27 protein-coding genes are annotated in these 22,433 nt (G+C 37.7%); 12 read left to right on the top strand and 15 right to left on the bottom strand.

Features of this window, described 5'->3' with window-relative positions:
- Positions 1-103: 103 nt before the first annotated feature.
- The 14 genes from SPSPH_RS23475 to SPSPH_RS23410 all read right to left on the bottom strand — a co-directional run bounded on the left by SPSPH_RS23475 (position 104) and on the right by SPSPH_RS23410 (position 10,553).
- On the bottom strand, positions 104-808 hold the full coding sequence (locus tag SPSPH_RS23475; RefSeq protein WP_075758140.1) for a hypothetical protein: 705 nt from the start codon (positions 806-808) through the stop codon (positions 104-106).
- A 23-nt stretch (positions 809-831) separates the two neighbouring features.
- Positions 832-1,176 carry a hypothetical protein gene (locus SPSPH_RS23470; RefSeq protein WP_109298258.1) on the bottom strand — a complete coding sequence of 115 codons (345 nt, stop codon included), beginning with the start codon at positions 1,174-1,176 and terminating at the stop codon, positions 832-834.
- An 80-nt stretch (positions 1,177-1,256) separates the two neighbouring features.
- Positions 1,257-1,430 carry a hypothetical protein gene (locus SPSPH_RS23465; RefSeq protein ID WP_158027121.1) on the bottom strand — a complete coding sequence of 58 codons (174 nt, stop codon included), beginning with the start codon at positions 1,428-1,430 and terminating at the stop codon, positions 1,257-1,259.
- 22 nt (positions 1,431-1,452) lie between these two features.
- A complete protein-coding gene (locus tag SPSPH_RS23460; RefSeq protein WP_075758138.1) occupies positions 1,453-1,641 on the bottom strand; it encodes a hypothetical protein in 189 nt (62 codons plus the stop codon).
- A gap of 61 nt (positions 1,642-1,702) precedes the next feature.
- Positions 1,703-1,825 (bottom strand): hypothetical protein, encoded by a 123-nt coding sequence (locus tag SPSPH_RS23455; RefSeq protein WP_269147961.1) that lies wholly within the window; start codon positions 1,823-1,825, stop codon positions 1,703-1,705.
- A gap of 30 nt (positions 1,826-1,855) precedes the next feature.
- Positions 1,856-2,233, bottom strand: coding sequence for a hypothetical protein (locus tag SPSPH_RS23450; protein ID WP_075758137.1), 378 nt, complete (start codon positions 2,231-2,233; stop codon positions 1,856-1,858).
- Positions 2,234-2,307: 74 nt separating this feature from the next.
- Positions 2,308-2,472, bottom strand: a complete 165-nt coding sequence (locus SPSPH_RS23445) for a hypothetical protein (RefSeq protein ID WP_158027120.1) — start codon at positions 2,470-2,472, stop codon at positions 2,308-2,310.
- A gap of 82 nt (positions 2,473-2,554) precedes the next feature.
- The gene (locus SPSPH_RS23440) at positions 2,555-2,770 is read right to left on the bottom strand and encodes a hypothetical protein (protein ID WP_075758136.1); all 216 of its coding nucleotides are present in this window, start codon (positions 2,768-2,770) and stop codon (positions 2,555-2,557) included.
- Positions 2,771-2,862: 92 nt separating this feature from the next.
- Positions 2,863-3,255: a single-stranded DNA-binding protein gene (locus SPSPH_RS23435; RefSeq protein WP_075758135.1), complete on the bottom strand. Its 393-nt coding sequence runs from the start codon at positions 3,253-3,255 to the stop codon at positions 2,863-2,865.
- A gap of 667 nt (positions 3,256-3,922) precedes the next feature.
- On the bottom strand, positions 3,923-4,138 hold the full coding sequence (locus SPSPH_RS23430) for a hypothetical protein (protein ID WP_075758134.1): 216 nt from the start codon (positions 4,136-4,138) through the stop codon (positions 3,923-3,925).
- Positions 4,139-4,150: 12 nt separating this feature from the next.
- The gene (locus SPSPH_RS23425; RefSeq protein ID WP_075758133.1) at positions 4,151-6,328 is read right to left on the bottom strand and encodes a type IV secretory system conjugative DNA transfer family protein; all 2,178 of its coding nucleotides are present in this window, start codon (positions 6,326-6,328) and stop codon (positions 4,151-4,153) included.
- A gap of 21 nt (positions 6,329-6,349) precedes the next feature.
- Entirely contained in the window at positions 6,350-7,063 is a 714-nt protein-coding gene (locus tag SPSPH_RS23420) for a hypothetical protein (RefSeq protein ID WP_075758132.1), read from the bottom strand.
- 2,066 nt (positions 7,064-9,129) lie between these two features.
- Positions 9,130-9,987, bottom strand: coding sequence for a replication protein RepA (locus SPSPH_RS23415; RefSeq protein WP_075758130.1), 858 nt, complete (start codon positions 9,985-9,987; stop codon positions 9,130-9,132).
- 290 nt (positions 9,988-10,277) lie between these two features.
- The gene (locus tag SPSPH_RS23410) at positions 10,278-10,553 is read right to left on the bottom strand and encodes a hypothetical protein (protein WP_075758129.1); all 276 of its coding nucleotides are present in this window, start codon (positions 10,551-10,553) and stop codon (positions 10,278-10,280) included.
- Between the two features lie 316 nt (positions 10,554-10,869).
- On the opposite strand from SPSPH_RS23410, the gene SPSPH_RS23405 reads away from it, so the two are divergent.
- Together SPSPH_RS23405 and SPSPH_RS23400 are read left to right on the top strand one after the other, a co-directional pair.
- Positions 10,870-11,178, top strand: coding sequence for a helix-turn-helix domain-containing protein (locus SPSPH_RS23405; protein WP_075758128.1), 309 nt, complete (start codon positions 10,870-10,872; stop codon positions 11,176-11,178).
- A gap of 195 nt (positions 11,179-11,373) precedes the next feature.
- Positions 11,374-11,757 (top strand): hypothetical protein, encoded by a 384-nt coding sequence (locus tag SPSPH_RS23400; RefSeq protein ID WP_075758127.1) that lies wholly within the window; start codon positions 11,374-11,376, stop codon positions 11,755-11,757.
- 68 nt (positions 11,758-11,825) lie between these two features.
- Here the strand turns inward: SPSPH_RS23400 and SPSPH_RS23395 are convergent, their stop codons facing one another.
- Entirely contained in the window at positions 11,826-12,131 is a 306-nt protein-coding gene (locus tag SPSPH_RS23395) for a helix-turn-helix domain-containing protein (RefSeq protein ID WP_075758126.1), read from the bottom strand.
- 161 nt (positions 12,132-12,292) lie between these two features.
- Here SPSPH_RS23395 and SPSPH_RS23390 point away from each other — a divergent pair, with 161 nt between their 5' ends.
- The 10 genes from SPSPH_RS23390 (at position 12,293) to trbG (ending at position 22,197) form a co-directional block, all read left to right on the top strand.
- Positions 12,293-12,529: a helix-turn-helix domain-containing protein gene (locus SPSPH_RS23390; RefSeq protein WP_075758125.1), complete on the top strand. Its 237-nt coding sequence runs from the start codon at positions 12,293-12,295 to the stop codon at positions 12,527-12,529.
- A 2-nt stretch (positions 12,530-12,531) separates the two neighbouring features.
- Positions 12,532-12,855, top strand: a complete 324-nt coding sequence (locus SPSPH_RS23385) for a TrbC/VirB2 family protein (protein ID WP_083945758.1) — start codon at positions 12,532-12,534, stop codon at positions 12,853-12,855.
- Positions 12,856-12,872: 17 nt separating this feature from the next.
- A complete protein-coding gene (locus SPSPH_RS23380; RefSeq protein WP_075758124.1) occupies positions 12,873-13,571 on the top strand; it encodes a VirB8/TrbF family protein in 699 nt (232 codons plus the stop codon).
- A gap of 11 nt (positions 13,572-13,582) precedes the next feature.
- Entirely contained in the window at positions 13,583-14,974 is a 1,392-nt protein-coding gene (locus SPSPH_RS23375) for a TrbI/VirB10 family protein (protein ID WP_075758123.1), read from the top strand.
- Positions 14,975-14,985: 11 nt separating this feature from the next.
- Positions 14,986-15,927 carry a P-type conjugative transfer ATPase TrbB gene (trbB, locus tag SPSPH_RS23370; RefSeq protein ID WP_075758122.1) on the top strand — a complete coding sequence of 314 codons (942 nt, stop codon included), beginning with the start codon at positions 14,986-14,988 and terminating at the stop codon, positions 15,925-15,927.
- 14 nt (positions 15,928-15,941) lie between these two features.
- Positions 15,942-16,199, top strand: a complete 258-nt coding sequence (locus SPSPH_RS23365) for a VirB3 family type IV secretion system protein (RefSeq protein WP_075758121.1) — start codon at positions 15,942-15,944, stop codon at positions 16,197-16,199.
- A gap of 19 nt (positions 16,200-16,218) precedes the next feature.
- Complete coding sequence (locus SPSPH_RS23360) at positions 16,219-18,744, top strand: hypothetical protein (RefSeq protein ID WP_083945757.1); 2,526 nt, start codon at positions 16,219-16,221, stop codon at positions 18,742-18,744.
- On the top strand, positions 18,737-19,465 hold the full coding sequence (locus SPSPH_RS23355) for a hypothetical protein (protein ID WP_075758120.1): 729 nt from the start codon (positions 18,737-18,739) through the stop codon (positions 19,463-19,465). Before SPSPH_RS23360 ends, SPSPH_RS23355 begins: the two co-directional genes overlap by 8 nt.
- Positions 19,466-19,785: 320 nt before the next feature.
- Complete coding sequence (locus SPSPH_RS23350; protein WP_075758118.1) at positions 19,786-20,769, top strand: type IV secretion system protein; 984 nt, start codon at positions 19,786-19,788, stop codon at positions 20,767-20,769.
- 12 nt (positions 20,770-20,781) lie between these two features.
- Positions 20,782-22,197 carry a P-type conjugative transfer protein TrbG gene (trbG, locus tag SPSPH_RS23345; RefSeq protein WP_075758117.1) on the top strand — a complete coding sequence of 472 codons (1,416 nt, stop codon included), beginning with the start codon at positions 20,782-20,784 and terminating at the stop codon, positions 22,195-22,197.
- Positions 22,198-22,433 lie beyond the last annotated feature (236 nt).

Below are 22,433 nucleotides of genomic sequence, written 5' to 3'. Positions count from 1 at the left end.
ACAAAACACCCTTTCACTCTAATTTAGGTTTATATAAAGGTTTATCTAATGTATTAGCTAAACCTTTATTATTATAACACAAATAAATATCATAAAATGCCAATTAATGAGAAATTGAATATATTCCTACTACAATTCCTAGAATTACAATCATCATCCCCCACCATGGTTGTAAACCAATTCCAATTAGAACAAGCGCAATCGCAATGTACATCCTTCTCTTTTTATAAAGTACCTCCTCAACCTTTTTACGAACCTCTGAAATTTTCATATGTTTGTAATTAGGACTTGCAGCCATTACCTCCACAATTAATAAAAAAGGAATAGTTATATCTTTATTCATTAGCTGAATAATCTGCCGGTCTAATTTTTCCGTTATTGTCTCACCAGCTGCCAACAAATCTTTAGCATATTCCACATAGACACTCTGAGGATAACTAAGCTCTTTTAAATCCTCAACCTCAAAAATCTTTGCTAAATAATTTTCAACTCGATATCGATCAGATACCTTTGGACTAACTACCATCAGTAAAAAAAACTCTAAAATCTCGTTTTCGGACATGTTTTTAAAATTAGGACTAAAAGTAAGCGCTTTAACAATATGACGAATTTCAATACCATCATGTTGCATAGCAGCAACAATTCTTTTATCTACTTCGGTGGTTAGCGTGTCACCAGATTTTAAAACAATCTTTGCATATGCAGCATAAGTATCTTTAGGATATGGATTTTTCCCAAGCTCCTTCACATGTGGAGCATGAACTAAATAGTTTTCAATTTCAGTAAACTCATTTAATAGATTCTGCATTAATATCAATCCTTTTACCAGTATTATTCCTGATTCAAATCTTGCTCAATTTCGCGCATACACTTCGAACAAAATGTTCCACCCATCCAATAAAAAAACCAATTGGGCTGCAGCCTTTTACCACATTCCATACATTCACTCACATATTTAGATTCAAAAGGGATTCCATATTGAGTTGCGATTTTTTCCAGTTCAAAACCAAAATCACCAAGAAAATCAACTCTTACACTTACATTTTCCTTAACAGCTTTGGATAGTTTGTTATCATACAAATCTTTTCCTGTCTGCTGCATACGCAATAAATCATAAATATCGCAATCACTGAGTTTTATAGTAGAACCTTCCTTAACTGGCAAACTCATGCTCATTTTTTTAATTCCTCCTTCAATTTTTGGGTTCCCGCTACGCTCCCGAAAGAGCGTTTCGGCTGCTACCCATACAGCCATCATCAGGCGGGGTTAATTTCTTCCAGTAAATCTTTTATATCCTTTAGTACAGCCCTAATCCCTTGGCAGTAACCAAGCACCCTGGAATCGGTTTTTTCATCTTCCTTATAAAAATCAAGTATCGCTTCATGAGATTTAACAACTTGTTTCAAATAAACAAATTCAACTTTAGTCATTTTATCAAATCCTTTCTAGGTGTTAACCCTGGCACTCTGCTACAGGTAACATATCACCTCTTTTTGCCCCGCATTCCGGACACTGGTATTTTACAAGTCGAACCTTTTTTTCTTTACCGATTTTACCAGTTAAACTTACAGTTACAAAATCCTCAATCTTATTCATTTCCACAGTTTTATCACGACGGTTTTTGCAAACAAAACATTTCATAAATTCACTTCCTTATTTCCAGTGCCTAATCTTATGACCAGGAATGCCGCATTACAGAGCGTTAACCCTGGCACTCTGCGTCCCATTCTAATTGCATTTGTCTGGCTTCCTCTGGGGTGCATTCGCAAATTCTGATAAATGTTTCTCTGTCAACCCATTCGCCGTCTAATAAATAAAGTTCCACTATTATTCGCTCCTTCCCGCACAACCCCGGCTAGGCCGGGGATTCTGCGTTAATCCATCGTTCACCAGAATTATACAAATCAATCAATTCGCCAATTGTGATTTTTTTAGTATTCGGAATGCCGTTATATCCAAACGACCAATCCTCATCGTGGTTATATAAGGGGTGAATGGTTGCAATTCCATTTTTTATAATCATTCCACTGTAGGCAACCGTATAAATTGAACGCATTGTTACTGATGGTTGCAATTCCCACTTGTATGGTTCTACCTGTTCTTTCTTTAAGGGCTTAACGTTTTTCGTTAGTAATCCGGGTGGAATATCAGTGCTCGGAAGGTATTGACCACCCTTATAGTGATAACCGTTAACCCCAGTCTGTCCGCCGACCTTAGCTCTACCGTTTGCCATTTCTCTATCCTCCCTCGCGGTGGGCTAGTACCCACCGCTTATTTATTTGCATTGGCCGTTAGTTGGCAATTTTATCAAATGCTCCCGATTAAATAAACAGTGTAGATGCCGTTTAATGGCTGATAAAGATAATCGACAACAATCAGGTTATCACAGTCTCCATATAAGGCTCTCTTGTCCTCTGCTGCTCTTAAATAGTACCCTCCTGGGTGTTTGGCTTTAAACTCTTTTAATGTCATTATTACCGCCTCCGTATTAATTTGCCTGGCTATCGGTGGTTGTAACCGTCTGCCTGCCAGCATTACCGGCCCTGGTGGGCCGTCACTCTGCGCAATATAATTTGGTGGATTTGCGGAAGGTTTTCAATACGCCTCCGTTTGTGGTCCAATGGGATTTAAAGCTTGAAAAGTCACTTGCTAGCCGAACTGTAATTGTTTTGCCGGTTTCCCTGGCAACTTCGATTACATCGAACAAGAAGCCGTCAGCCTCGGGAAGTTGCATACCGGATTTCAGTTCACTGGCTGTTATTATTTTCATCTTTACTACCTCCGCTTGTTTAGTAGATTGCCGGGATAAGGCTCCCGGCCAGCCTACGAATTTTCATATAAAGGTTTATATAAACCTTTATGTTAAAACGGTATATCCTCTTCTGGGAAAACATCTTGACCAAAAGAGTTAATATTGGTCCCTTCCGCTCCATCGTCACTATCCTTTTTGTAATCCAAATATTCAATATTACTGGCAACCACTTCGGTAACACGGCGCTTTGAACCGTCTTGGGCCTCATAAGACCTAACTTGCATTCTACCTTCAACAAGAATGCGCCGACCTTGGGAAAGATTATTCCCAGAAGTCTCGGCCAGCTTCTCCCAAGCTACAATAGGTATAAAATCAACTTTTTCCTGGCCTTGTCCTACATGACGATTGACAGCTATTGAAAAAGTACCAACCGCTTTACCTGAATTAGTATACCTTACCTCCGGATCTCGAACTAACCTACCCGTTAATATAACCTTATTCATATTAAACCTCCTAATTTTAGATAAACCTTTATGTAATGTTTTATATAAAGGTTTATCTTTATCTTATAATTCATTATAGCATAAAAATCCAATAAAGACAAGGAAAATTTGAACTAAATTCACAGTTTTTTTGAATTAAATTCATAGTTCATACAGTACCAAATGATAATGGCAGAGTTAACCCCTCGTTTGAATTGGCACAAACTAAGATTTTTTAGTTGATTTTGCGCCCCGAATACTACGCATCATGCTTGTAACCCGAGAGGGCCGAAACGCAGTGGAGGATGCGTTAGCATTTACAAGTATGATACACTAACACCCTGGCGCAAAATCCTGCTATCGCAAACTTATCATCAGCATGAAAAAACCTTCCTCTCTCTTTCCTTCCTTCCGTCGTTCCCTCGTTCCTTACTCACCTGGGAGAGAAGAAAAAACGCGAATCCAGCCACCCAATAGGGAACGGAACCCGCGTTAGGGATGGAAGCCCGCAGGGGCGAGACAAACATGCTTTTCGTTTGGCTCGATTCACGACAGCCCGGCCCCGCAGGGCAACGCCCAAAAACTTTTACCCCAAATATAAACCTTTATGTAATTGTTTAGATAAAGCTTTGCATGTAACATGAATAAACTTTTATTTTCCTGTATCGTACTATACATTTTATTTGAATTACTCCATATTTAAAGCAATTGGAAAAACTATTTGCCCTTCAATTGTTTGTAACACTGTAAAATCTGACCGATCAACAACACGCACCTCATAAAAAGAATCCTTATGTTCCTTCACAAAATCATAAACAGCCTCAACACCCTTAAGCTCAACACCTTTGTGATATCGGCCATTTTGATAGAAACGATACCCCCAAAAAATCAAGTCTTCCGACACAATATCCCCCCCTTACAAAAGATAATTAAACTTAACCTTGTATGGCTTCATATTCATTGCTTTCCGATAAATAAATCCTTCACCGGTTGCTAAATCGCGAATTTCTTGCGGATTAACTAAAAACTCATCGACATACTTCACTGTTCCTAAACCACTTGGTCCACCTTCCACCGTATTCACCTGTGCTGTAACCTCATAAGCCTTTCGCGTTCCCATTGTTTTCGCCATCAATTCAATATCATCCAAATGGCTAATCGGCTGACAAATGAAAGTATTGCAACAAGCTACTAATTCTTCTGCGATCCGCTTCGTTTCCTCACTTTTCAAGCTAACCGATTTCAAAGACTGGGTGCCTACAACCGCATGCATCCCATTACTGCGATGCAGCGAAATTGACTCGCTCAAATTCTCACTCGCATAACTAGCAAACTCATCGAAGATGCAATATGTTTTCGTAAAACCTTGCTCATTGGCTATCTCAGCAAAACTGCTATTTATATCGTTGATAACCATTTTCGCAACTTTTCGTGTATCAAGAGGATAGCTTGATGCATTGAATAAAAACAATGCCACTTCGCCATTTTTGATTACATTTTTGATGTTAATCGTAGGTTTACCCTTTGTATCCAGCAAATCACCATAATTCGAATAAAAGAAAAGTTCCAGCTGTTTAACAACATCTGATGTCAACATTTCATTTTCTTCTTTCTCAAGCTCTTTTTGCAACTTCATGGCTAAATTGCGATCATGTTTTATCGCTTTTTTAATCAAGCGCTCGGGGTTTTCCAAGTAAAACAATAAAATCCGCAAATCCATTAGCTCCCCATCTTTATATAGGATCTGACATACCAAATTAATAAATGATTCCTCTGCCAACGCAAAGTGCTCCTGGCCGCGTCCCGATGCCATCGAAAATAAATTCATAACCCGATTTTTCCATTCCGTAAAATTACCACTGCTAAACGGATTATATGCGTTCAACTCTGTAATATTTTCAGTGTCAAGCGAAAATACACGAAACTCACGATCATACTTCTTACACAAAGAACCCATTTTCTCAACCAAATCTTTACTGCCTTTGCCATCAAGAAAAATAAGCGGTAAACTACGCGATAATGCACTGTCCACGATATTGTATATCGTGGACGTTTTTCCGGAGCCTGTACTGCCCATAATCAGCGTATGCTGGTTTAATTCGGTGTCGGCTATAACTACTGGATTCTCTTCCATATCTACCCCAACATAAACGCCATTTATTTCACTGACCGCTTCAACCTTTGCCTTATGCGTTTCCTGCTCTATCAGCACCTTTTCTTTGCTAATGCAATTAAAGACTGTCCGTAACCCAAACGCAACCACCCACAAAAAGAAGGTACCACGCAAAATCGTAAACTCGAAAAACTCACTAAACTCCGCATGTATCAAAGAAAGTAAGCCGTCATTCATTATATACTGAAAAACTAAACTTGGAATTTCCAGAAAATCAATCAAATGAAAGGTGAATAAGGAGAGTAGTAGCGATATGGCTAAAAACGTTATTTCTGCTACCGTCCGGACCGCTTTGTCAACCGGCGTCAATAAATACACGTAAAGCCCATACATAAGGCATAAAGGGATGCTATAGATGAAAAGCAGCAACAACATGAAATAGTCAAAATAAGTTTGCCAAGTTACATCGAAATAAAATAATTTATTGCGATCCACCTTTAAACCTTGCAAGTCATTCTGCTTAATAACATTGCGATCTAGCTCCACACTGCAAACATAAATCAAAACTCCATAGGATATACTTAGCAATATCCCCAAATTAACCGAAAATAAGCCGTCTAAATTATCCCAAATCCACAAATTTACATCCTTAAAATAATCATCATTGATAATATATTGCTTCCAGTTAACATCTGAAGGAAATTGTATTGTCGTCAATTCAACTGGCAACAGTGCAATCAGCAGAAAGGGCAAGAGAAAAATTCCACCAAGCAGGTAAATACGGCACAAACCCAATTGATAAATTGTCGCCCGGCGAAAATATATAATTTTAAATACCAGGAAACCAAAGAGAACAGCAAATACATATCGCGGAAAATCATAAATAATTAAACAAAAGCTGAGAAAGAGGCATAAGGCCCGCATGGGCCGAAATGCCAAAAAGTCAAAAAATGATAATTTTGAAGAATTTTCAGCTAACATCTATTTTCACCGCCAAGCATCTTATTCATCGTTAGAATCTGAAAGAAATTGCGAAGCAATAGCTTCGTCCATCGGTAACTCTGTAGCCGAAACTATGTCTTCATCAAAATAGAAAACCTGAAACTTAGGGCTGCGGCCAGAGTAATTGTAAATCTTATATCCCAGTGACTTACTCCGAACATAATATAACACATGAGAATAATTATCTTTTACCAAATAACTATTTACAATTTGCTGCAACCTGTCATTTGACTTAGCTGTCAATTCAATTTCTACTGCGATAGATTTATTAACCAATAAATCCGGAACCTGCTGCCGATGGTTCAAACTTAACCCTTCAACAATCCGTATTTCGCGCTCAGTTTTAATCTCATAATTTGGATATTTTGTGGTCATGCCGATATATAAATCTATCGCCAACATATCATGTTTTAGCGTATGTAAAACTAAACCTTTAGGTTTAGGTATAGCTAAAAGTTCACTGGCAACTTTGCCTAACAATATGAAAGCAGGTTGCTTGGCAATCAGCTTTATTTTTTCAAGATAACCATGTCGCTCTAATCTGTTGACCAGTAAGTTAAAATTATTTTTGTCCTTCTCCTGGGTTAAGCCGATGAGCCAGCGCAAATGATCTTCATTACAATAGCCAAACTTCGCGACAAAAGTAATCATTTTCAAGTCACGTTCCTGTAGCATCATATAACCGCTTTTTCGTTTTTTTCGCTCTGCAACCATAAATCTGTGCCTCCTTAGTACAGTATGCTGAAGTTAATTGTGTAATTAAATTCAATATTAATTGTGAATGTCATTCAATAACATCATAATTGATTTAAGCAAATTTTAAAAGAGGTAATGAAGTAAAAAATAAAAGGCACCAAAGAATTGGTGTCTTTTGTTTTGGCTGAAGCAAAATAAAAATGAAATCTTGCGAATGCAAGTATGAATTTGTATCTTGCGGTTTTAGTGTTTGCTATTAAGTGTTTTAGGGGAAAAATACTTAATAGCAACGTAACCCCGTAGCCCCCGTTCCCATTTTGAGTATTTCCCCGTAAAAGAAATACTCAAAATGACGTAGCCCACTTTGAGATACCTTCCCCATAAAAGAAGGTATCTCAAAGTGACGTAACCCCGTAACCCCCGTTCCCCATTTTTATTGTTTCCCCATAAAAGAAACAATAAAAATGGACGTAACCCACATTTTGATACCTTCCCCATAAAAGAAGGTATCAAAATGTGACGTAGCCCCGTACCCCCGTACCCCCACAATACCCCATGTTTTTCACTCTCACTTTGTTTTCGTCTCCCCCGCGCCGCCGCCGACATGGTGCCAGAAGATCAGACCCCTTCCTATCATAAGTACGATAGTACGTTGAGAGGGAGGGGTCTGAGGTTTTGGCACGACGAGCGATAGCGAGGAGAATGGCGGCGGCGGCGCGGGCTTCCTAACCCTTGAATTTGCTGCTTTTTCAGGGTTTTGCGAAAAAATAAAATACCTATAATACATCTGGAATTTTCTTTGTTAACTGTTTGTTATCGGCATATATTGACACCAAATAGTTAACAAATCAATAACAAAGGGTTTTACTCTATGTATAAAAGGTATCAATGACTATATTTAAGGTTAATTAATTATGTTTAATGAGAAAGTAAATAGGGCATTCTATAGTTAAGAAAGTAGTTAATCGTTAATAGAAAATGAGAGTAAATTATAATATAGATTTACCGCAATTATAAATATGAGAAATAATAGTCTTAGTTATGTTTGCTTATATAAATGATAATGTTGTTATTATGCATTCTTTTTGTAGTTGCAATTAGTATCGCGTGTATACCAGGATAGTAGCAGTTAAAATGATTTGAACATGATAAATAATAAAGCTGAATATCGCAATCGTATATTCAGCAAAATATTGTAAAATATAGGTTCTGGCAATACTCATTTAAAGTTTGGAAAACAAATATGTCAGTATAGATTTATATAAAGGACTATGATTTGTTTTACCAGACAAGGGAAATAATTTATTCATGGTAAAATAGCAAGATAATAATTAAAAGTATTTCACGTTGTAGTAAGTGGAGTTTTTTAAAAGCATTTAATCATGGGGCTTGATGAAGATTTGTCATAATGGATGGTTTGGTATCTGCGCCCCATCAACCAGTATTAATTATTATAAAAATGGTAATTTCTCTTTAAGTCATGGTTAGGTTAATCTACTGAATATAAAATATACAAGGCAGATAGTATGGTTTAAATTATAATGCAGTGTATTCCATTAAGGTCTGTCGGTTTGTTTAGTGTTGAGGCTAATAACGTTAAATAAGGGCATGTTTCGTTATAAGTAGTAGGTATACTTTAGTAATGTTAATGTTATTTGATATTATCAAAGCTTATCCACAAATTAATCCGCTCTACTACAGGTAAGATATTGGTATATCAATATAGGGGTTACGGGGTATACAGGGGGATGCCTGTCAGCCCATATGTGACAAGGCTTTGCGGTACTATCGTGAGAGCATTTATGCGTAAAAGTGAGAGCATTTATGCGTAAGTGTGAGAGCGTTTATGCGTAGGCATGAGAGCATTTATGCGTAGGCATGAGAGCATTTATGCGTGGATAACTTTTTTATCCACAAGGTTTAACCACAGATAGATTAAAAAATAGCTGTAAATCAGGTTGAGAGTATTTATGCGTATCTTAATTAAGATGAGAGCATTTATGCGTACTAAAATAAAGTGAGAGTAATTATGCGCAAAAAAATAAAGTGAGAGCATTTATGCGCAAAAAAGCCGTGAACTATATTCACGGCTTTGGTATTGAAATAAGTTTTGGAACGTCTGGGTATCCAGGAATGAAGATTAGTTGTTTGCTATTCCATTCCAGCTTTTTGGCTTCTGGATAAGCTATTGCAACTTTTTTAAGTGTTGCCAGGAAATTCCGCTTGAAATCAAGTTTGCCTCGCGTTGTTTCCGGATAGTTTGCGCCGAATTGGAGCTGCAGCATTTCCCATGGTATGTAAGAGCGCGATTGTGTGTAGCTATTGCGGTATGTAATCCAAATATATAGGTCTACAGCCAGGGATGAGCTTTTTAGTAACTGTAACGTTTTTAATCTAAATACAACTGGCCGGTCAATGATTTCTGCGAAGAAATCCTGGGAGAGTGTAACCGTTGAATTAAATAGGGATAGTTGCTCCGGATCACTTGGATTCCACCATAAATTGGCCGATTTTATCGGCGTTATGTTTTGCGTCTGGAAATTGGTCTTAGCATTTCTAGTTAGAGACACATGACAGGTAAAGAGTCGCTTCATTTGGTCTTTTAGCATTGTAATTGAACCAGTTTTACCGCCGGAAGCTTTCATGTCCAAGGCGGTCATAAAGCTTCGCAAACTCTTTCCTAACTCTACTGTAGGTGATTTTGTTTTTACGGCTTCCGTAGTAAGCCAGGACATGAGCAGGCGGGGGATAGATCCGTAAGGCAGGCCGCAATCAGGATGTCCGGTCATCATCATCGTATATTCGCCGTTTTTGCGAATAAAAGTAAGCTCTTTTGGCCTTGAATGGGGCATTGTAGCTTGTACCCAACTGCGGGCCATGAAGCCTTTACGCAGGTCTTCCTGGACATCAAGAGCTACGTCTAAGTAATTATTCGTTTTCATCGAACTCTCTCCTTTAAACAAAAATAGGGACAAATCAGTAAGAAATACTGACTGTCCCTGTGTGTTAAAGGCACAACAATTTCCTGAAAAAGTCCTTAAAATCCTTGAAAAATACAGGAAAATAAGCTATAATGAATATAGAACTCTTTCAAAAATCTACTGGCTTCTGGACAGTCAGTAGACGCCCTGTGAGTGTTGGTAGCACTTACGGGGTTTTATTATGTGGAATTGTAATCAAATTATTATGTTTGACATTTAGAATTAATTTCCTTCTTTTTGGTTGAAAATTGTTATAAATGGCATGTAGCTAACAAAAGTGGGTGTGAATTTGTAGAAAATACACACGCTTTTTTTATGTCATTTTTAGGCACAAGATGATATTTTAACGCTTTGACAATAATGCTTCTAGCCAGAAATGCATTGTCTTTTAGCGATTCATCTAAACCAATGACTGGTGGAATGTTATTTGACAATGGATAGTAAATACCTTTAATGCTGGGATCTTTAAACTTATGATATATGATAGTAAGTCCATGATCAACAGCAATGTCGATTAAATCGTTCATACTTATCACTCTTTTCGTTTTATAATGCGAATAAGGGCGAATATTAGTACGTCAATTACTCTATCTCAAATTAAAGTTGGCTGAATTATGTATAGATGTTAAAATTAGCTAGAGAAAAAATGTTAACACTGGTAATTTAATCCTGATATTCGGCTATAGAATAAAATTCTATTCTTTAACAGAATAAATATCGGTAATTATCAACTAAATATTCTGTGTTAGAATACTATATTGGCTTATGTTAATTTAAAAGTTAATATAAAGGTTGATATAACTTTAAATTCTATTCTATTTCTGAATAATTGGGTGATTAGATTTGGATTATGGAGCACGATTACGAGAATTAAGGAAATTGAAAAATCTTACGACAAAGAGATTAGCGGTAATGACCAATATAAGTCAGCCGGTCATTAGTCGACTTGAAAATAATTTGCAGCCAATTGATTTGGATTATCTGCAACGTATTTGTAATGCCTTAGAAATAACCGTTGCAGAATTTTTTTCGCCTGAAATGCTTCCTTCCGATCCGATATTAGTACAGCTGGTATCGCTTGCTGGCAAGTTAAGTCATACAGAAAGAGAAGCACTGGCAAATTATTTAAATATTCGACTTAAAAAGCAATAATCTGCTAATACCGGTATGGTAATATCTTAAATATCTACTCACTCCTTCATAAAATTGTTGAAGTATATCAACGAAAGTCGTTTTTCCGTTGATATGTTTCAATACTAAATTAATTATTAATTAATGTCAACATTTTCAAGACAAGCATTTCATGACAAATTACGACAAAAGCATGAGGGAAGGTGTTGCCACAACATGCTTGGAGTATTTGATAAAGCGCTTTTTGCTACTTTATTAAAAAAAAGTATGGATATCCGAACGATCAACGAATACGGCAGGCAAACCATGGTTAGCCCTTCATATATTTCACGATTGTTACGCCAGCTATTGCCTGATCCACCGAGTCCTGAAATTATCCGCAAAATTTCTAATCATGCACGTAACGATATTACTTATGAACAATTCATGATGGCTGCTGGTCATATTCCTTGTTCGGCAATGGAAAGAAGTAGTCTTAAAACTGATGATGAAGCTGTTACTACAATTAAGGCCATTTGGGAATTTATGAGTCAGCATAATATTACATTGGAAGAATTAGAGCAGCTTTTAACTATACTCAGAATCATTAGAGCGAAATAAAAAAGCGTATGACTTTGGTCATACGCTTTTTTATTTTTTGTTATGCAGGATATCACTTAAGCTTTTGCTTACTTTTTAAATTTTAGTCTGAGAAATTCTTCAAATTCCTGGAGAGCTTGTTTAGCTTCTTCTGGTAAATCCTCTGAATCCTCTTGAATTAAAATATCTTCCTCATTTTGCTCAATAGTAAAAAATTCAGCCATGGTAATTTTTAATTCGGCACATATTTTTTCTAATAAATCTAACGAAGGTTTTGAATTTTCACCTAATATTTTATATATCGTTGAAGGAGCACATTGTATTTTAGTTGCAAGAGAGTTTGGAGTCCGATTTTTAATTTTTAAGATTTTGCGTAATTGTTGTCCGTAGTTCATTGTACACCACCACATTAGCATTAAATTCTAAATGAGTATTGATTTTAATTCTAATCCTCATTATATAGCCTTTTAAAAGAAAAATAAACTATGAATCTAATCTATATTGACATGTTGAATCTAATTCAGTAGAATTAAATTCACAGGAGGTGATGAATTTAATGCATAGTCGCGATATTGAAAACATTCTTGGTCGCAAAATAAGAAAATTGAGACTCGATAACAATTTAACGCAACAAGAACTTGGAGTAAAAATTTGCCGATCACCCACGACAATAGGAAAAATTGAAACTAACAAAAGTAATGGATCATATTCAACGCTTGAGCGAATTGCAAAAGAGTTTAAGGTTCCTATTTCCTATCTGTATGAGCCGGAAACCATAGAAGAAAGGAGTTAATTATGCAAATTATAGCTATTATTAGTCAAATCACAGGTTTTAGACGCCGTGACTTACTTACTGGTTGCCTTATTGCACTTACTGTTTTACTTTTTCCTGCTGTTTGTCATGCAGCTGCAGTACCATGGGAAAAACCCTTTCAAATGGTTGTAAATAGTCTATCTGGTCCCATAGCAAGAGGATTATTAATACTTGCAATTGTAAGTGCTGGTTGCGCCATTGCGTTTAGCGAAGGTGGAAGCTGGATTCGATATCTTATGGGTGTAGTAATGGGTGGTGCATTAATTCTACTTGCCGTATCCTTTTTGGATATATTCGAAGTATAGAATGAGGGGGCCTACACATGGGGAGTACAAAAGAACATTTAGCACCACCTAACCATGATGGCTACTCACCGGATAAGCTTCCGCTTAATCCTTTTGAACAAGCGGAATCTATGTATTTTGGTGTTATGGGAACTTTCAGAAAGGCTGCATTTAACTGGCGCTTAATGGCATTCGGTCTGTTTTTTCTAAATTTAGTAGTAACAGGCGCTTTCGCATATGAAACTACAAAAATTAAAGTTGTTCCTGTTTTTTTTGAGAAAGATAGTTCCGGTAGGGTTGAGCTTATGGATATTGAAAAAAATCGCACACCTACTCAGCGGCAAATTGAGCATTTCTTGGAAGAGTTTGTAGACAAGACTCGCAGTATTACTCGGGATGATGTAGAGAACAGGAAGAAATGGGAGAAAGTTTATACATATCTTCAGGATAGTGCCGCTAACCGCATGGATGTTTATACCACAAATGATAAAACTTTTGACCGATGGGGAAAAGAATTATGCTCAGTTAATATCAAAGTAGTTGCGCCTGTTACTGAAAATACTTATCAAGTACGCTGGAGAGAGCAAGTTTTTGGAATAGATGGTCGACTTAAAGATTCCTATAATATGACAGCATTATTTACTGTTGATATTATACCAGGCAAGACGTTATCAGAAGTCAAAGGAAATCCTTATGGAATTTCTATTAAGGATTTTAGTTGGCGGCGTGAGCAGTAAGGGGTGTTAGCATGTCGTTGGAGTTTCTTGAAAAAATTAACAAACCAGGATCAGCCTCAAATCCAGTTGTTGAAGCTGCTGAAACAGAGAAGGAAGAATCGGCAAACGTTGCTATTAATCATGAGGCAAATGGTAATGAACTTGCAGAAGATATTCCTAAATCTAAACCCTTACCTAAGCCTAAACCTAAACCTAAACCTAAAGACAATGCTACGTCGCCACCATCTGTTATCAAGGCTGACCAGGCGGAAAATCATAAAGAGCTGCAGACTGAAGCGCCGCCGCCAAAGGGAGTTAGGTTTAATCGTAAGGTTGGGATTTTAGTTGTAATTCTGTTAACTATTTTTATTGTTATTGGCTTAAGCTTTGCAACTACTCCCACTAAGAAGAATAGTTTAAACACTTCCTCGAGCCAAACGGTAAGAACAGGAGCGCGAATTCCAGATGAACTGAATGAGAAGCCAAAGTCATATAATTCCCGGCAACAGCAACAGCCAACACAAGAAAAAGATGTGGTTGAAATAAAGCCTATCCCTAATCAAAATGCGTTTTCATCGGGGAATGCATCAAGAAAGACGATTGAAGTACCAAACAGACCTGGAACCGCGCCGGCAGCAAGAGAAAATAAAAGTCCTATTAGTTTTAATTTTAAACGGCCCGAAACTGGTGATTTGAGGCAGTCGATGCTTACTGGTGGTGCAGATTCTGTTTCATCACCTGTTGCAACTTCGTCAGCTGCAGCTTCACAGTATAGTCAAAATGCCCAGGATGAAAAAAGAGCTTTTTTTAATAGTCAAGTTGATGGAAGTTTTTACTCTATACAGCGCATGCAGCCAATGATTTCAAACTTTGAGATTAAGGCGGGCACTATTATCTCTGGGATCATGGTAAGCGGCATTAAGTCGGATCTACCAGGAGAAATAATCGGACAAGTGCGTGAAAACGTTTTTGACAGCATAAGTGGACAATATCTTCTTATTCCACAGGGTACTAAAATTATCGGTCGCTATGATAGTAAGGTCGCGTATGGAGAGAATCGTATACTCATAGTTTGGGATCGATTAACACTTCCTAATGGAGATTCGCTAAATTTAGAAGGAATGGGAGGGTATGATCAAGCAGGTTATAGCGGTTTATCCGGACATACCGACAATCATGAAGGTAGAATCACCACCGCGGTACTGGTAACTTCAATACTTGGCGCTGTCACAAAACGATATAACACAAATGTAATATCCTTTGGGGACGTTGCTATTGGTAATGCAGCTGCCGGAATAGCAAATGCCGGTGATCGTCTAATGCAAAAAGCTCTGGATATGCAACCCACCATTACCATTGATCCAGGTGAAAAATTCAGTATCATTGTCAATAAAGATTTTATTCTTAAGCCTTATTGTGATTAGAGGAGAACTATATGCAAGTAAACAAAACTGACGAAACGTTACAACTCTTTTTAAGCGCAATTGGTCCTGAAGTTAAATTACTCTTTGATGATGAGAAAACGACTGACATTGTTTTGAATAACGACAGTCGTTTGTGGATCAAAAGGTTAGGTATGGATTGGGAATATGCGGGATTTACCATTCAGCCGGTGACAGCAGAACGAATTATCACGTTGGTAGCAAGCTCTGTTAACTCTGTAATTACTAGAGAAAATGCGGGTGTTACGGCTGAAATTCCAGGATATAAACACCGATTCGAAGGTACGATGGGGGATGCTACTGACAATCCGACTTTTGCTATTCGCAAACATTCCCGGTTTGTTTTTACTCTTGACGATTATATTGCGATGAATATACTTTCGCCTAAACAAAAGCAGGAGATTATTAGAGGGGTTTATGAGAAAGACAATTTTTTAATTGCCGGTGATACCGGTTCCGGTAAAACCACTTTTGGAAATGCCATCTTAGCGGAAATCGCAAAAACTGGTGATCGAATCGGGATTATCCAAGATACGAATGAATTGCAATGTAATGCAGAAAACAAGTTCGAATTTAGGGCTAATGATTTTAATAGCTATGATATGTTGCTAAAAAAAATGCTGCGTTACTACCCTAAACGAATTGTCTTAGGTGAAGTCAGAGGCATTGAGGCACTGACCTTGATTGATGCCTGGGGTACCGGTCATAGTGGCGGTTTATGTACAATTCACTCTCAAGCACCGGCACTGGAAGCATTAACCCGCTTGGAACGTCTTATCAGCAGGGCAAGTGTATCTCCCCAGCAATATGCTATTGCAAGTACTGTCAAAACAATCATTTATATAGAAGAGTATAAAGGAGGCCGGAGGATTCCTGAAATTATCAAGGTTCACGGTTTTGACGGCAAAAACTATATTACATCATCCATTGTGTAGAAAGGAGCAGCAATATGGAAAAGCCACAAGGTTTTTCAATACCGATTCGAAAATCTCTGACAGAACAAATTCTCTATGCCGGTGTACCGCGTGAGATTGCAATACTCAATGTAACTCTGGCAGCAGTCTTTGCACTCGGTTTAAGAGCCGTTTATCTGGTGGTTATTAACTTATTGATTCATTATGTGGCTTATGTGCGTACTAAAAAAGATCCGCAGTTTTTCGAATGCTTTAGAAGGCATTTTAAGCAAAAAGAATACTATTCTTCATAGCCTCAAAGGAGGTTTATAAGTGACAGGATATATTTCCCAAATATATTTACTTGCTGTTTTTGTTATGTTTTTTGCTTTCATGGCTTTGATGGTATACGGAAAGCTTGACATACGTGAATATGTTAAAAAACCAACCAGATTGGCGCATTTCCTACCATGGATGGCTATGATTGATAAAAAATCTGCAACCATTCTTAACAAAGATGGCAGTTTCCAAAAATCATTTGTTTTTCGCGGTCCAGACTTAGACAGTGCTACTGAATACGAATTGATTAACACTGCAGAAGAGGTCAATAATGTTTTAAAACGATTAAGCGGAGGGTGGGCTTTTTTTGTAGAAGCTAGACGAATGCCAAGCGAAAACTACTTAGAGTCCTCTTTTCCTGATCCGGTAAGTTTTTTGATTGACGCTGAACGAAAAGACTTCTTTCAGGCAGGCAACCATTATGAAAGTCGTTACTATTTTACGTTAGTCTATTTACCACCAAGTGATCGGATCAACCGCATTGAAGAATGGTTTACAAAGCGTGATGAACGGAAAGAAATGATTGCTTATGAAAAACACCGAAAAACCTTTGATGTTGAAGTTGAACGCATTGTGAAATTATTCAAGGACGTTATGCCGGAGGCACGTCCACTTGATCATGAAGAAACGTTAACTTATTTGCACAGCTGCGTGTCACTAAAAAATCATCCGGTGCAAATGCCCAAAATCCCAATGTATCTTGATGGTATATTAGGAGACTCATGGCTGTTGAGTGGTTATAAACCTGTCCTAAATGGTCAACATTTACGCACGCTAACCATTTTGGGTTTTCCTGGAGAAAGTGTCCCCGGTATACTTGATAAGCTTAACCGCTTGAATATTGAATACCGATGGGTAACAAGATTTATACCACTTGACAAGGTAGACGCCGTTAAAGAAATTAGCACTTATCGTCGGAAATGGTTCTCGAAGCGTATTAGTGCCATGCAGTATGCGATTAGTTCGTTGTCTGGTGAGGAAAGTGCTCTGGTCGATAATGATGCTATTAATAAAGCTGAAGATGCTGACGGTGCAATGCAAGATGTTGCCGAAGATACCGTAAGTTATGGGTATTGCACTATTACTGTAACCGTTTGGGATTATGATAAGGACGAGTTAGAAAACAAAGTCCTGGAAGTTGAACAAGTGATAAATGGTCTTGGTTTTTGTACTATTCTTGAGACTACAAACGCTGTTGACGCTTGGTTTAGCAGTTTGCCGGGTTTTTGTAGAGCTAATGTCAGACGGCCCTTACTAAGTTCTTTAAACTTAGCTCATTGTTTTCCCTTATCGGCAATGTGGTCCGGACCGGAAAGAAATGAATATTTTAAAGCGCCGGTTTTAATGCATTGCGAGAGTAATGGCTTTACTCATTTCCGCTTTGATCCTTTTATTGGTGATGTAGGCCATAGTATGACGATTGGCCCTACCGGTATGGGCAAATCCGTTTTATTATCACTTATGGCGGTACAGTCATTAAGATATCCAGATGCGCAAGTTTATATTTTTGATAAGTATGGCAGCAGCCGGGCTATCACTGCCGGTGTTGGCGGTGACTTTTATGATTTAGGCGATGAATCGCCCGATGCGTTAGCTTTCCAACCGCTTGTTGATATTCATAAGAAAAATTCTCGCACCTGGGCGTATGAATGGACGCTAGATATTTTACGAAGCGAAGGAATTAAGGATGATCCGCACATTAAGGAAGTTCTTAATAAAGGCTTGGAATATCTAGCCGAACATCCGGTCAGTGAAAGACGGCTCTCTGGTTTAGCCAGATTTGCGCAACCCCATGCACCTGAAATTAGTAAAGCCTTGGCTCCTTATATCGATAATGGACCATTTGCACGAATGTTCAACTCAGATAAAGATATGTTGAAGTATTCCCGTTGGCAAACGTTTGAAATGGGTCAACTGATGAAATTACAAACTCCAACTGCTCCGGCTTTACGGTATCTATTTTATAAAATTGAGGAACGGCTTACCGGTCCTCCCACATTCATTTACCTGGATGAAGTATGGACGTTTTTAGCTTATCAGCTTTTTGCCAATACGATTGAAGACTGGCTTAGAACATTTCGGAAAAAAAATGGCAGTATCCATTTTTTCACGCAAGCTGTTACTGACGTAAAAACTTGTTCAATCGCACCAGCGATCACAAGCAATTGCTTATCAAAAATATTTTTACCTAATCCAAACGCCCTTGATCCTGCTGAATTTGCTTGTTATGAAAGTCTGGGATTGAATAAGCGTGAAATCCTAAACATTGCTAAAGCCAAAGGGAAACGCGACTATTTTTATAAATCTGATAAAAATTCGCGCATGTTCCAATTGGCATTACGGCCCTTTGCAGCAGCCTATTGTGGTGCAAGTTCGACAGAAGATCAGAGAGTTATTAGAGAAATTTTGGCTCAACATGGGAAGAAAGCTTTTAATGATATATGGCTACGGCACAAAGGGTTCCCAGATGCTGCAAATTGGATAAAGAATAACGAAAGGAAGGTCTATTCATATGCTTAAGAAAAAGTTCGTTATTGGTGCTCTGGTTCTATCATTAATCAATTGCCCTGTATCGGAAGCTGCTATGGCAGTTATCGATAATACTGTTGTTTCAAGACTTGATACCGAATTAAATAAATGGGAGCAGCAATTAGAGTATAACCGAAGGCAACTTATGACTCTTGATCCATCTAATAAAACTGCTTTAGAGCAGCAATTATTAGATATTCAACAGACTCAGCAGGGGATTGCTGGTCTATTGAATGATTATATGGAAATGCAATCTCAATGGGATAGCATTTTTACAGATTATAAAGAGTGGTCCGGAGTTACCGGGCAAGATTATATCGATGATATTCAAAAGGTTTTAGATGCAACAAATGAAGCTCAGAAACGGGCTTTGATGGCACAAGGCTTTGTTTCAGAGATAAGCAATGATCAAGATACAATGAATCAGCTTCTTAGCGCTACGCAAAGTGCGCAAGGCTCGCTGCAGGTTCAGCAGGCCGCGAATATGATTTTGCTGTTACAGGCGCAACAAATGGCTAGACTTCAACAGATGCTGTCTACCAGTAACCAAGCCCAGTTGCTTTATCTTAAACAAAAAAATCAAGATGACCAAAGAGTTATGTCTTTTGCCTTAAATTCTCATGGCAAACCTAATCCGGAGGCTGTCAAAGGCCAGGGTTACAAATATGGTTCCAATAATTCCTCCGCTTCTTATGAGGAGGACATTGAATAGTGTCCTGGCCACATGTTTATCTTACCATACTTGCAATTGTCTATTTCACCGTTCTTTTTAAAAGAAAGAACGGTGAAAAGATTAAATTTAAACCTTATCTTTCAGGTATTATGACAATTATTTTGGTTGTTTTCATAACATCGTTTATTTCTCTTGAAAACAATTTAATTATTACCTCTATACTATTTGTTTTTTTACCATTAGCTGCCTTGTTGTTTTGTAAAATGCGCGATAAAAAATATGATCGATATGTTGAAGTGTCTGCTTATATTTTTTTATTATCAATATTTAGTATGTGCTTCTGAAAATGAGGTGATAATTTGGAAGGTTTACTTACGAGTCTTTTAAAGTCTTTTGTTAATAGCTTTGACGCAGGAACGGCAGTTGTAGTTACGATGGGAACTGGTCTGCTAGGATTTTTACTCATTATTGATTTGATAATTAGTCACGGATTGAACTTGAAAGATGAAGATCACATTTCACTCCTAATTCGGGAATGTTTAAAATATGGTACATATTTATTTTTCTTGAAAAATTATATTTGGCTTAAAGGTGAGATCATTGAAGGGTTTATCTATGTTGGCACACAGGCTGGCTCTGCTGGTGGCGGTGGTAGCTCAGACATTTTTAATCCAAGTTATATATGCGAAATTGGTTTCCATCTTATGGATAAAGTTTATGCTTTTGTGGATGCCCAAACTGCAGGTGACGGATCAAGCTTGATAAATTTGATTTGGGCAGCAACTACCGGTGAATTGACTGTTGCTAAGTTATTTCCAAATCTTTTTTACTGGTCAGTTTCCCTCTTAATATGCTTGGCTTTTTATATAATAGCGTTTCAAGTATTCCTAGCTTTGCTTGAATGTCATTTAGTCATGATGTTAATACCTATTTATCTACCTTTTGGCGTATTTAGTAAAACTGCTTTTATGGCCGAAGGTGCTATAGGCTCAGTTATTGGTATTGGTTCTAAAATTATGCTTTTAGCTGCTATTATGTCAGTCTCTATCCCGCTGATAGAAGGTTGGTCAATACCAGGTAGTCCACCGACACAATTAGATTGCCTGCGCTTATTGTCTGGAGCTGGAGGGGTTGCATTATTAAGTTGGGTCGGACCAAACTTTCTAGGCAGTATGATGAATGGGCGACCAAGCTTAAGTGCTTCTACAGCTACAGGAACAGCAATGGGAGCTGCTTATCTGGGACATAGAGGATATGGAGCAGTTAGAGGAATGGCTTCTAAAGGTATGTCTGGTGCTAAAATCTCGGGGCAAACCATCAGAAATATGATTAAACCCAAATAAGGAGGACTTACTATGTACTGGGTTTCTTATGCTAAAAAGAGGTTTATATTATTGACTTTAGTCTTTTTTATTACTGTATTATTTACTCCTGCCAAGGTACATGCAGAAGCAGAAAATGATATTCAGCCTATGCTTATGTGGAAGTCTATGCAAGTTATAGAAGACACTCACACTCAGCCCGTTAGCGATACTGCAGTCCAGACAAATAATCCTGTTAAAATTGTAAATCTGTCTCAACCTTCCGAATTAGATGCAATCAAAGAGCAAATTAGACAAAGGCGGCAGCAGGATGATGCTCTTTTAGCTTCAATAGAGGCTAAACAAAAAGAGCAGGAAATACTTGCAAAAAAGAAAGCAGACGAAGAGGCTTTAAAGGAAAAATTGCGTCAGCAAATTATTGCTGAAATGAGTGCCTTACAGAAAAAGCAAAAAGATGAAGAAAATCAGAAATGGCTTACTATTATCGAGGATTTAAAAAAGCAGAATGTAGAACAGCAAAAACAACAACAAGAGCATTTTTTAACCTTAATTGATAACTTTAAAAAGCAAGATACGGAGCAAAAACAGTTAGAAATTCTCCGACAGCAAGAGCAGCAGCAAGCTTTTCTTGAGGCTATTGAAGATTTGCGTCCGAGATCCAAAGTTATTTCTTTGGATGATCCGGATTATGCAAAAAAAACAATTCATCAATATATTGCCGATAATACGCAAGATGCAAAAGAAGCAATAAGTCGTGAAGCCGATGTAACCTTTCTCTATTCGCCGGCAGCTCTATATAAAATTTACACCAGAATTGACTTTTTAACAGATATTCAGCTGCAGCCGGGAGAAGAAATCCAGCACATATCTGGTGGAGATACTCTAAGATGGCAAGTGTCCTATGCGCAGTCTGGAAGTGGAATTAATAAAACTTGGCATGTCTATATCAAGCCTAATCAACCAGGTGCGGAAACTAACATTATTATCCTTACTGATAAGCACAGCTATCAATTACATGTAGTCGCTACCAGCTGGCATAATCCCATTGTAACTTGGACATATCCAGCAGAACAACAAGCAACATTCTTTCGGGCCGAACAAAGGCAACAACAATTGGCTGCAAATAGTATCCCGACAAAAGTAATGGCACCGGAAAAACTCAATTTCGATTATAAAATCAGCGGCCGAAAATATGATTGGAATCCTACTACCGTCTTTGATGATGGTGCTCAGACTTTTATAAAAATGCCTGCTTCGATGGCAACAAGTGAAGCGCCCATTCTTGTGGTTAAAGATTCGCGTGGTAAGGTTGCTATTGTAAACTACAGAGTCAGAAATGGCTATTATATGGTAGATAGATTATTTAATCAAGCGGAATTGCGTGTTGGCAGAGACGTTGTAAAAATAAAACGAAAAGCTAAGTATGTTGAAAATAATAACGCTGCTTAAATCATATTTATCATAAAATAACCGCGGCAGCTGTGTCGGCCAAAGATATATATATCAACCTTTATCAAAATTGGCTAACCTTTAAAGATAAGTCCGGATATCTGCAAAGGTAGCATATCTTCCGTAGAAGTATCTTACCTTTTTAAATGTAATGCACTCGCATTATTTTAGACAAAGGGAAATAATTTTTCTCTTTGTAATTGTCAACAAGTAGTTTGAGTTTTTTTCCTCGCATT

The sequence above is a fragment of the Sporomusa sphaeroides DSM 2875 genome, from assembly GCF_001941975.2.
GTDB classification, from domain to species: Bacteria; Bacillota; Negativicutes; order Sporomusales; family Sporomusaceae; genus Sporomusa; species Sporomusa sphaeroides.
The sequence above is the reverse complement of the archived record's forward strand: the minus strand, read 5'-3'. Positions and strand labels throughout refer to the sequence as shown.

Bases quoted from the DNA above. Each gene is read 5' to 3' on its own strand.
- SPSPH_RS23475 (WP_075758140.1), bottom strand. From the start codon at position 808: ATGCAGAATCTATTAAATGAGTTTACTGAAATTGAAAACTATTTAGTT.
- SPSPH_RS23470 (WP_109298258.1), bottom strand. From the start codon at position 1,176: ATGAGCATGAGTTTGCCAGTTAAGGAAGGTTCTACTATAAAACTCAGT.
- SPSPH_RS23465 (WP_158027121.1), bottom strand. From the start codon at position 1,430: ATGACTAAAGTTGAATTTGTTTATTTGAAACAAGTTGTTAAATCTCAT.
- SPSPH_RS23460 (WP_075758138.1), bottom strand. From the start codon at position 1,641: ATGAAATGTTTTGTTTGCAAAAACCGTCGTGATAAAACTGTGGAAATG.
- SPSPH_RS23450 (WP_075758137.1), bottom strand. From the start codon at position 2,233: ATGGCAAACGGTAGAGCTAAGGTCGGCGGACAGACTGGGGTTAACGGT.
- SPSPH_RS23445 (WP_158027120.1), bottom strand. From the start codon at position 2,472: ATGACATTAAAAGAGTTTAAAGCCAAACACCCAGGAGGGTACTATTTA.
- SPSPH_RS23440 (WP_075758136.1), bottom strand. From the start codon at position 2,770: ATGAAAATAATAACAGCCAGTGAACTGAAATCCGGTATGCAACTTCCC.
- SPSPH_RS23435 (WP_075758135.1), bottom strand. From the start codon at position 3,255: ATGAATAAGGTTATATTAACGGGTAGGTTAGTTCGAGATCCGGAGGTA.
- SPSPH_RS23425 (WP_075758133.1), bottom strand. From the start codon at position 6,328: ATGTTAGCTGAAAATTCTTCAAAATTATCATTTTTTGACTTTTTGGCA.
- SPSPH_RS23420 (WP_075758132.1), bottom strand. From the start codon at position 7,063: ATGGTTGCAGAGCGAAAAAAACGAAAAAGCGGTTATATGATGCTACAG.
- SPSPH_RS23415 (WP_075758130.1), bottom strand. From the start codon at position 9,987: ATGAAAACGAATAATTACTTAGACGTAGCTCTTGATGTCCAGGAAGAC.
- SPSPH_RS23410 (WP_075758129.1), bottom strand. From the start codon at position 10,553: ATGAACGATTTAATCGACATTGCTGTTGATCATGGACTTACTATCATA.
- SPSPH_RS23400 (WP_075758127.1), top strand. From the start codon at position 11,374: ATGCTTGGAGTATTTGATAAAGCGCTTTTTGCTACTTTATTAAAAAAA.
- SPSPH_RS23395 (WP_075758126.1), bottom strand. From the start codon at position 12,131: ATGAACTACGGACAACAATTACGCAAAATCTTAAAAATTAAAAATCGG.
- SPSPH_RS23390 (WP_075758125.1), top strand. From the start codon at position 12,293: ATGCATAGTCGCGATATTGAAAACATTCTTGGTCGCAAAATAAGAAAA.
- SPSPH_RS23385 (WP_083945758.1), top strand. From the start codon at position 12,532: ATGCAAATTATAGCTATTATTAGTCAAATCACAGGTTTTAGACGCCGT.
- SPSPH_RS23380 (WP_075758124.1), top strand. From the start codon at position 12,873: ATGGGGAGTACAAAAGAACATTTAGCACCACCTAACCATGATGGCTAC.
- SPSPH_RS23375 (WP_075758123.1), top strand. From the start codon at position 13,583: ATGTCGTTGGAGTTTCTTGAAAAAATTAACAAACCAGGATCAGCCTCA.
- trbB (WP_075758122.1), top strand. From the start codon at position 14,986: ATGCAAGTAAACAAAACTGACGAAACGTTACAACTCTTTTTAAGCGCA.
- SPSPH_RS23365 (WP_075758121.1), top strand. From the start codon at position 15,942: ATGGAAAAGCCACAAGGTTTTTCAATACCGATTCGAAAATCTCTGACA.
- SPSPH_RS23355 (WP_075758120.1), top strand. From the start codon at position 18,737: ATGCTTAAGAAAAAGTTCGTTATTGGTGCTCTGGTTCTATCATTAATC.
- trbG (WP_075758117.1), top strand. From the start codon at position 20,782: ATGTACTGGGTTTCTTATGCTAAAAAGAGGTTTATATTATTGACTTTA.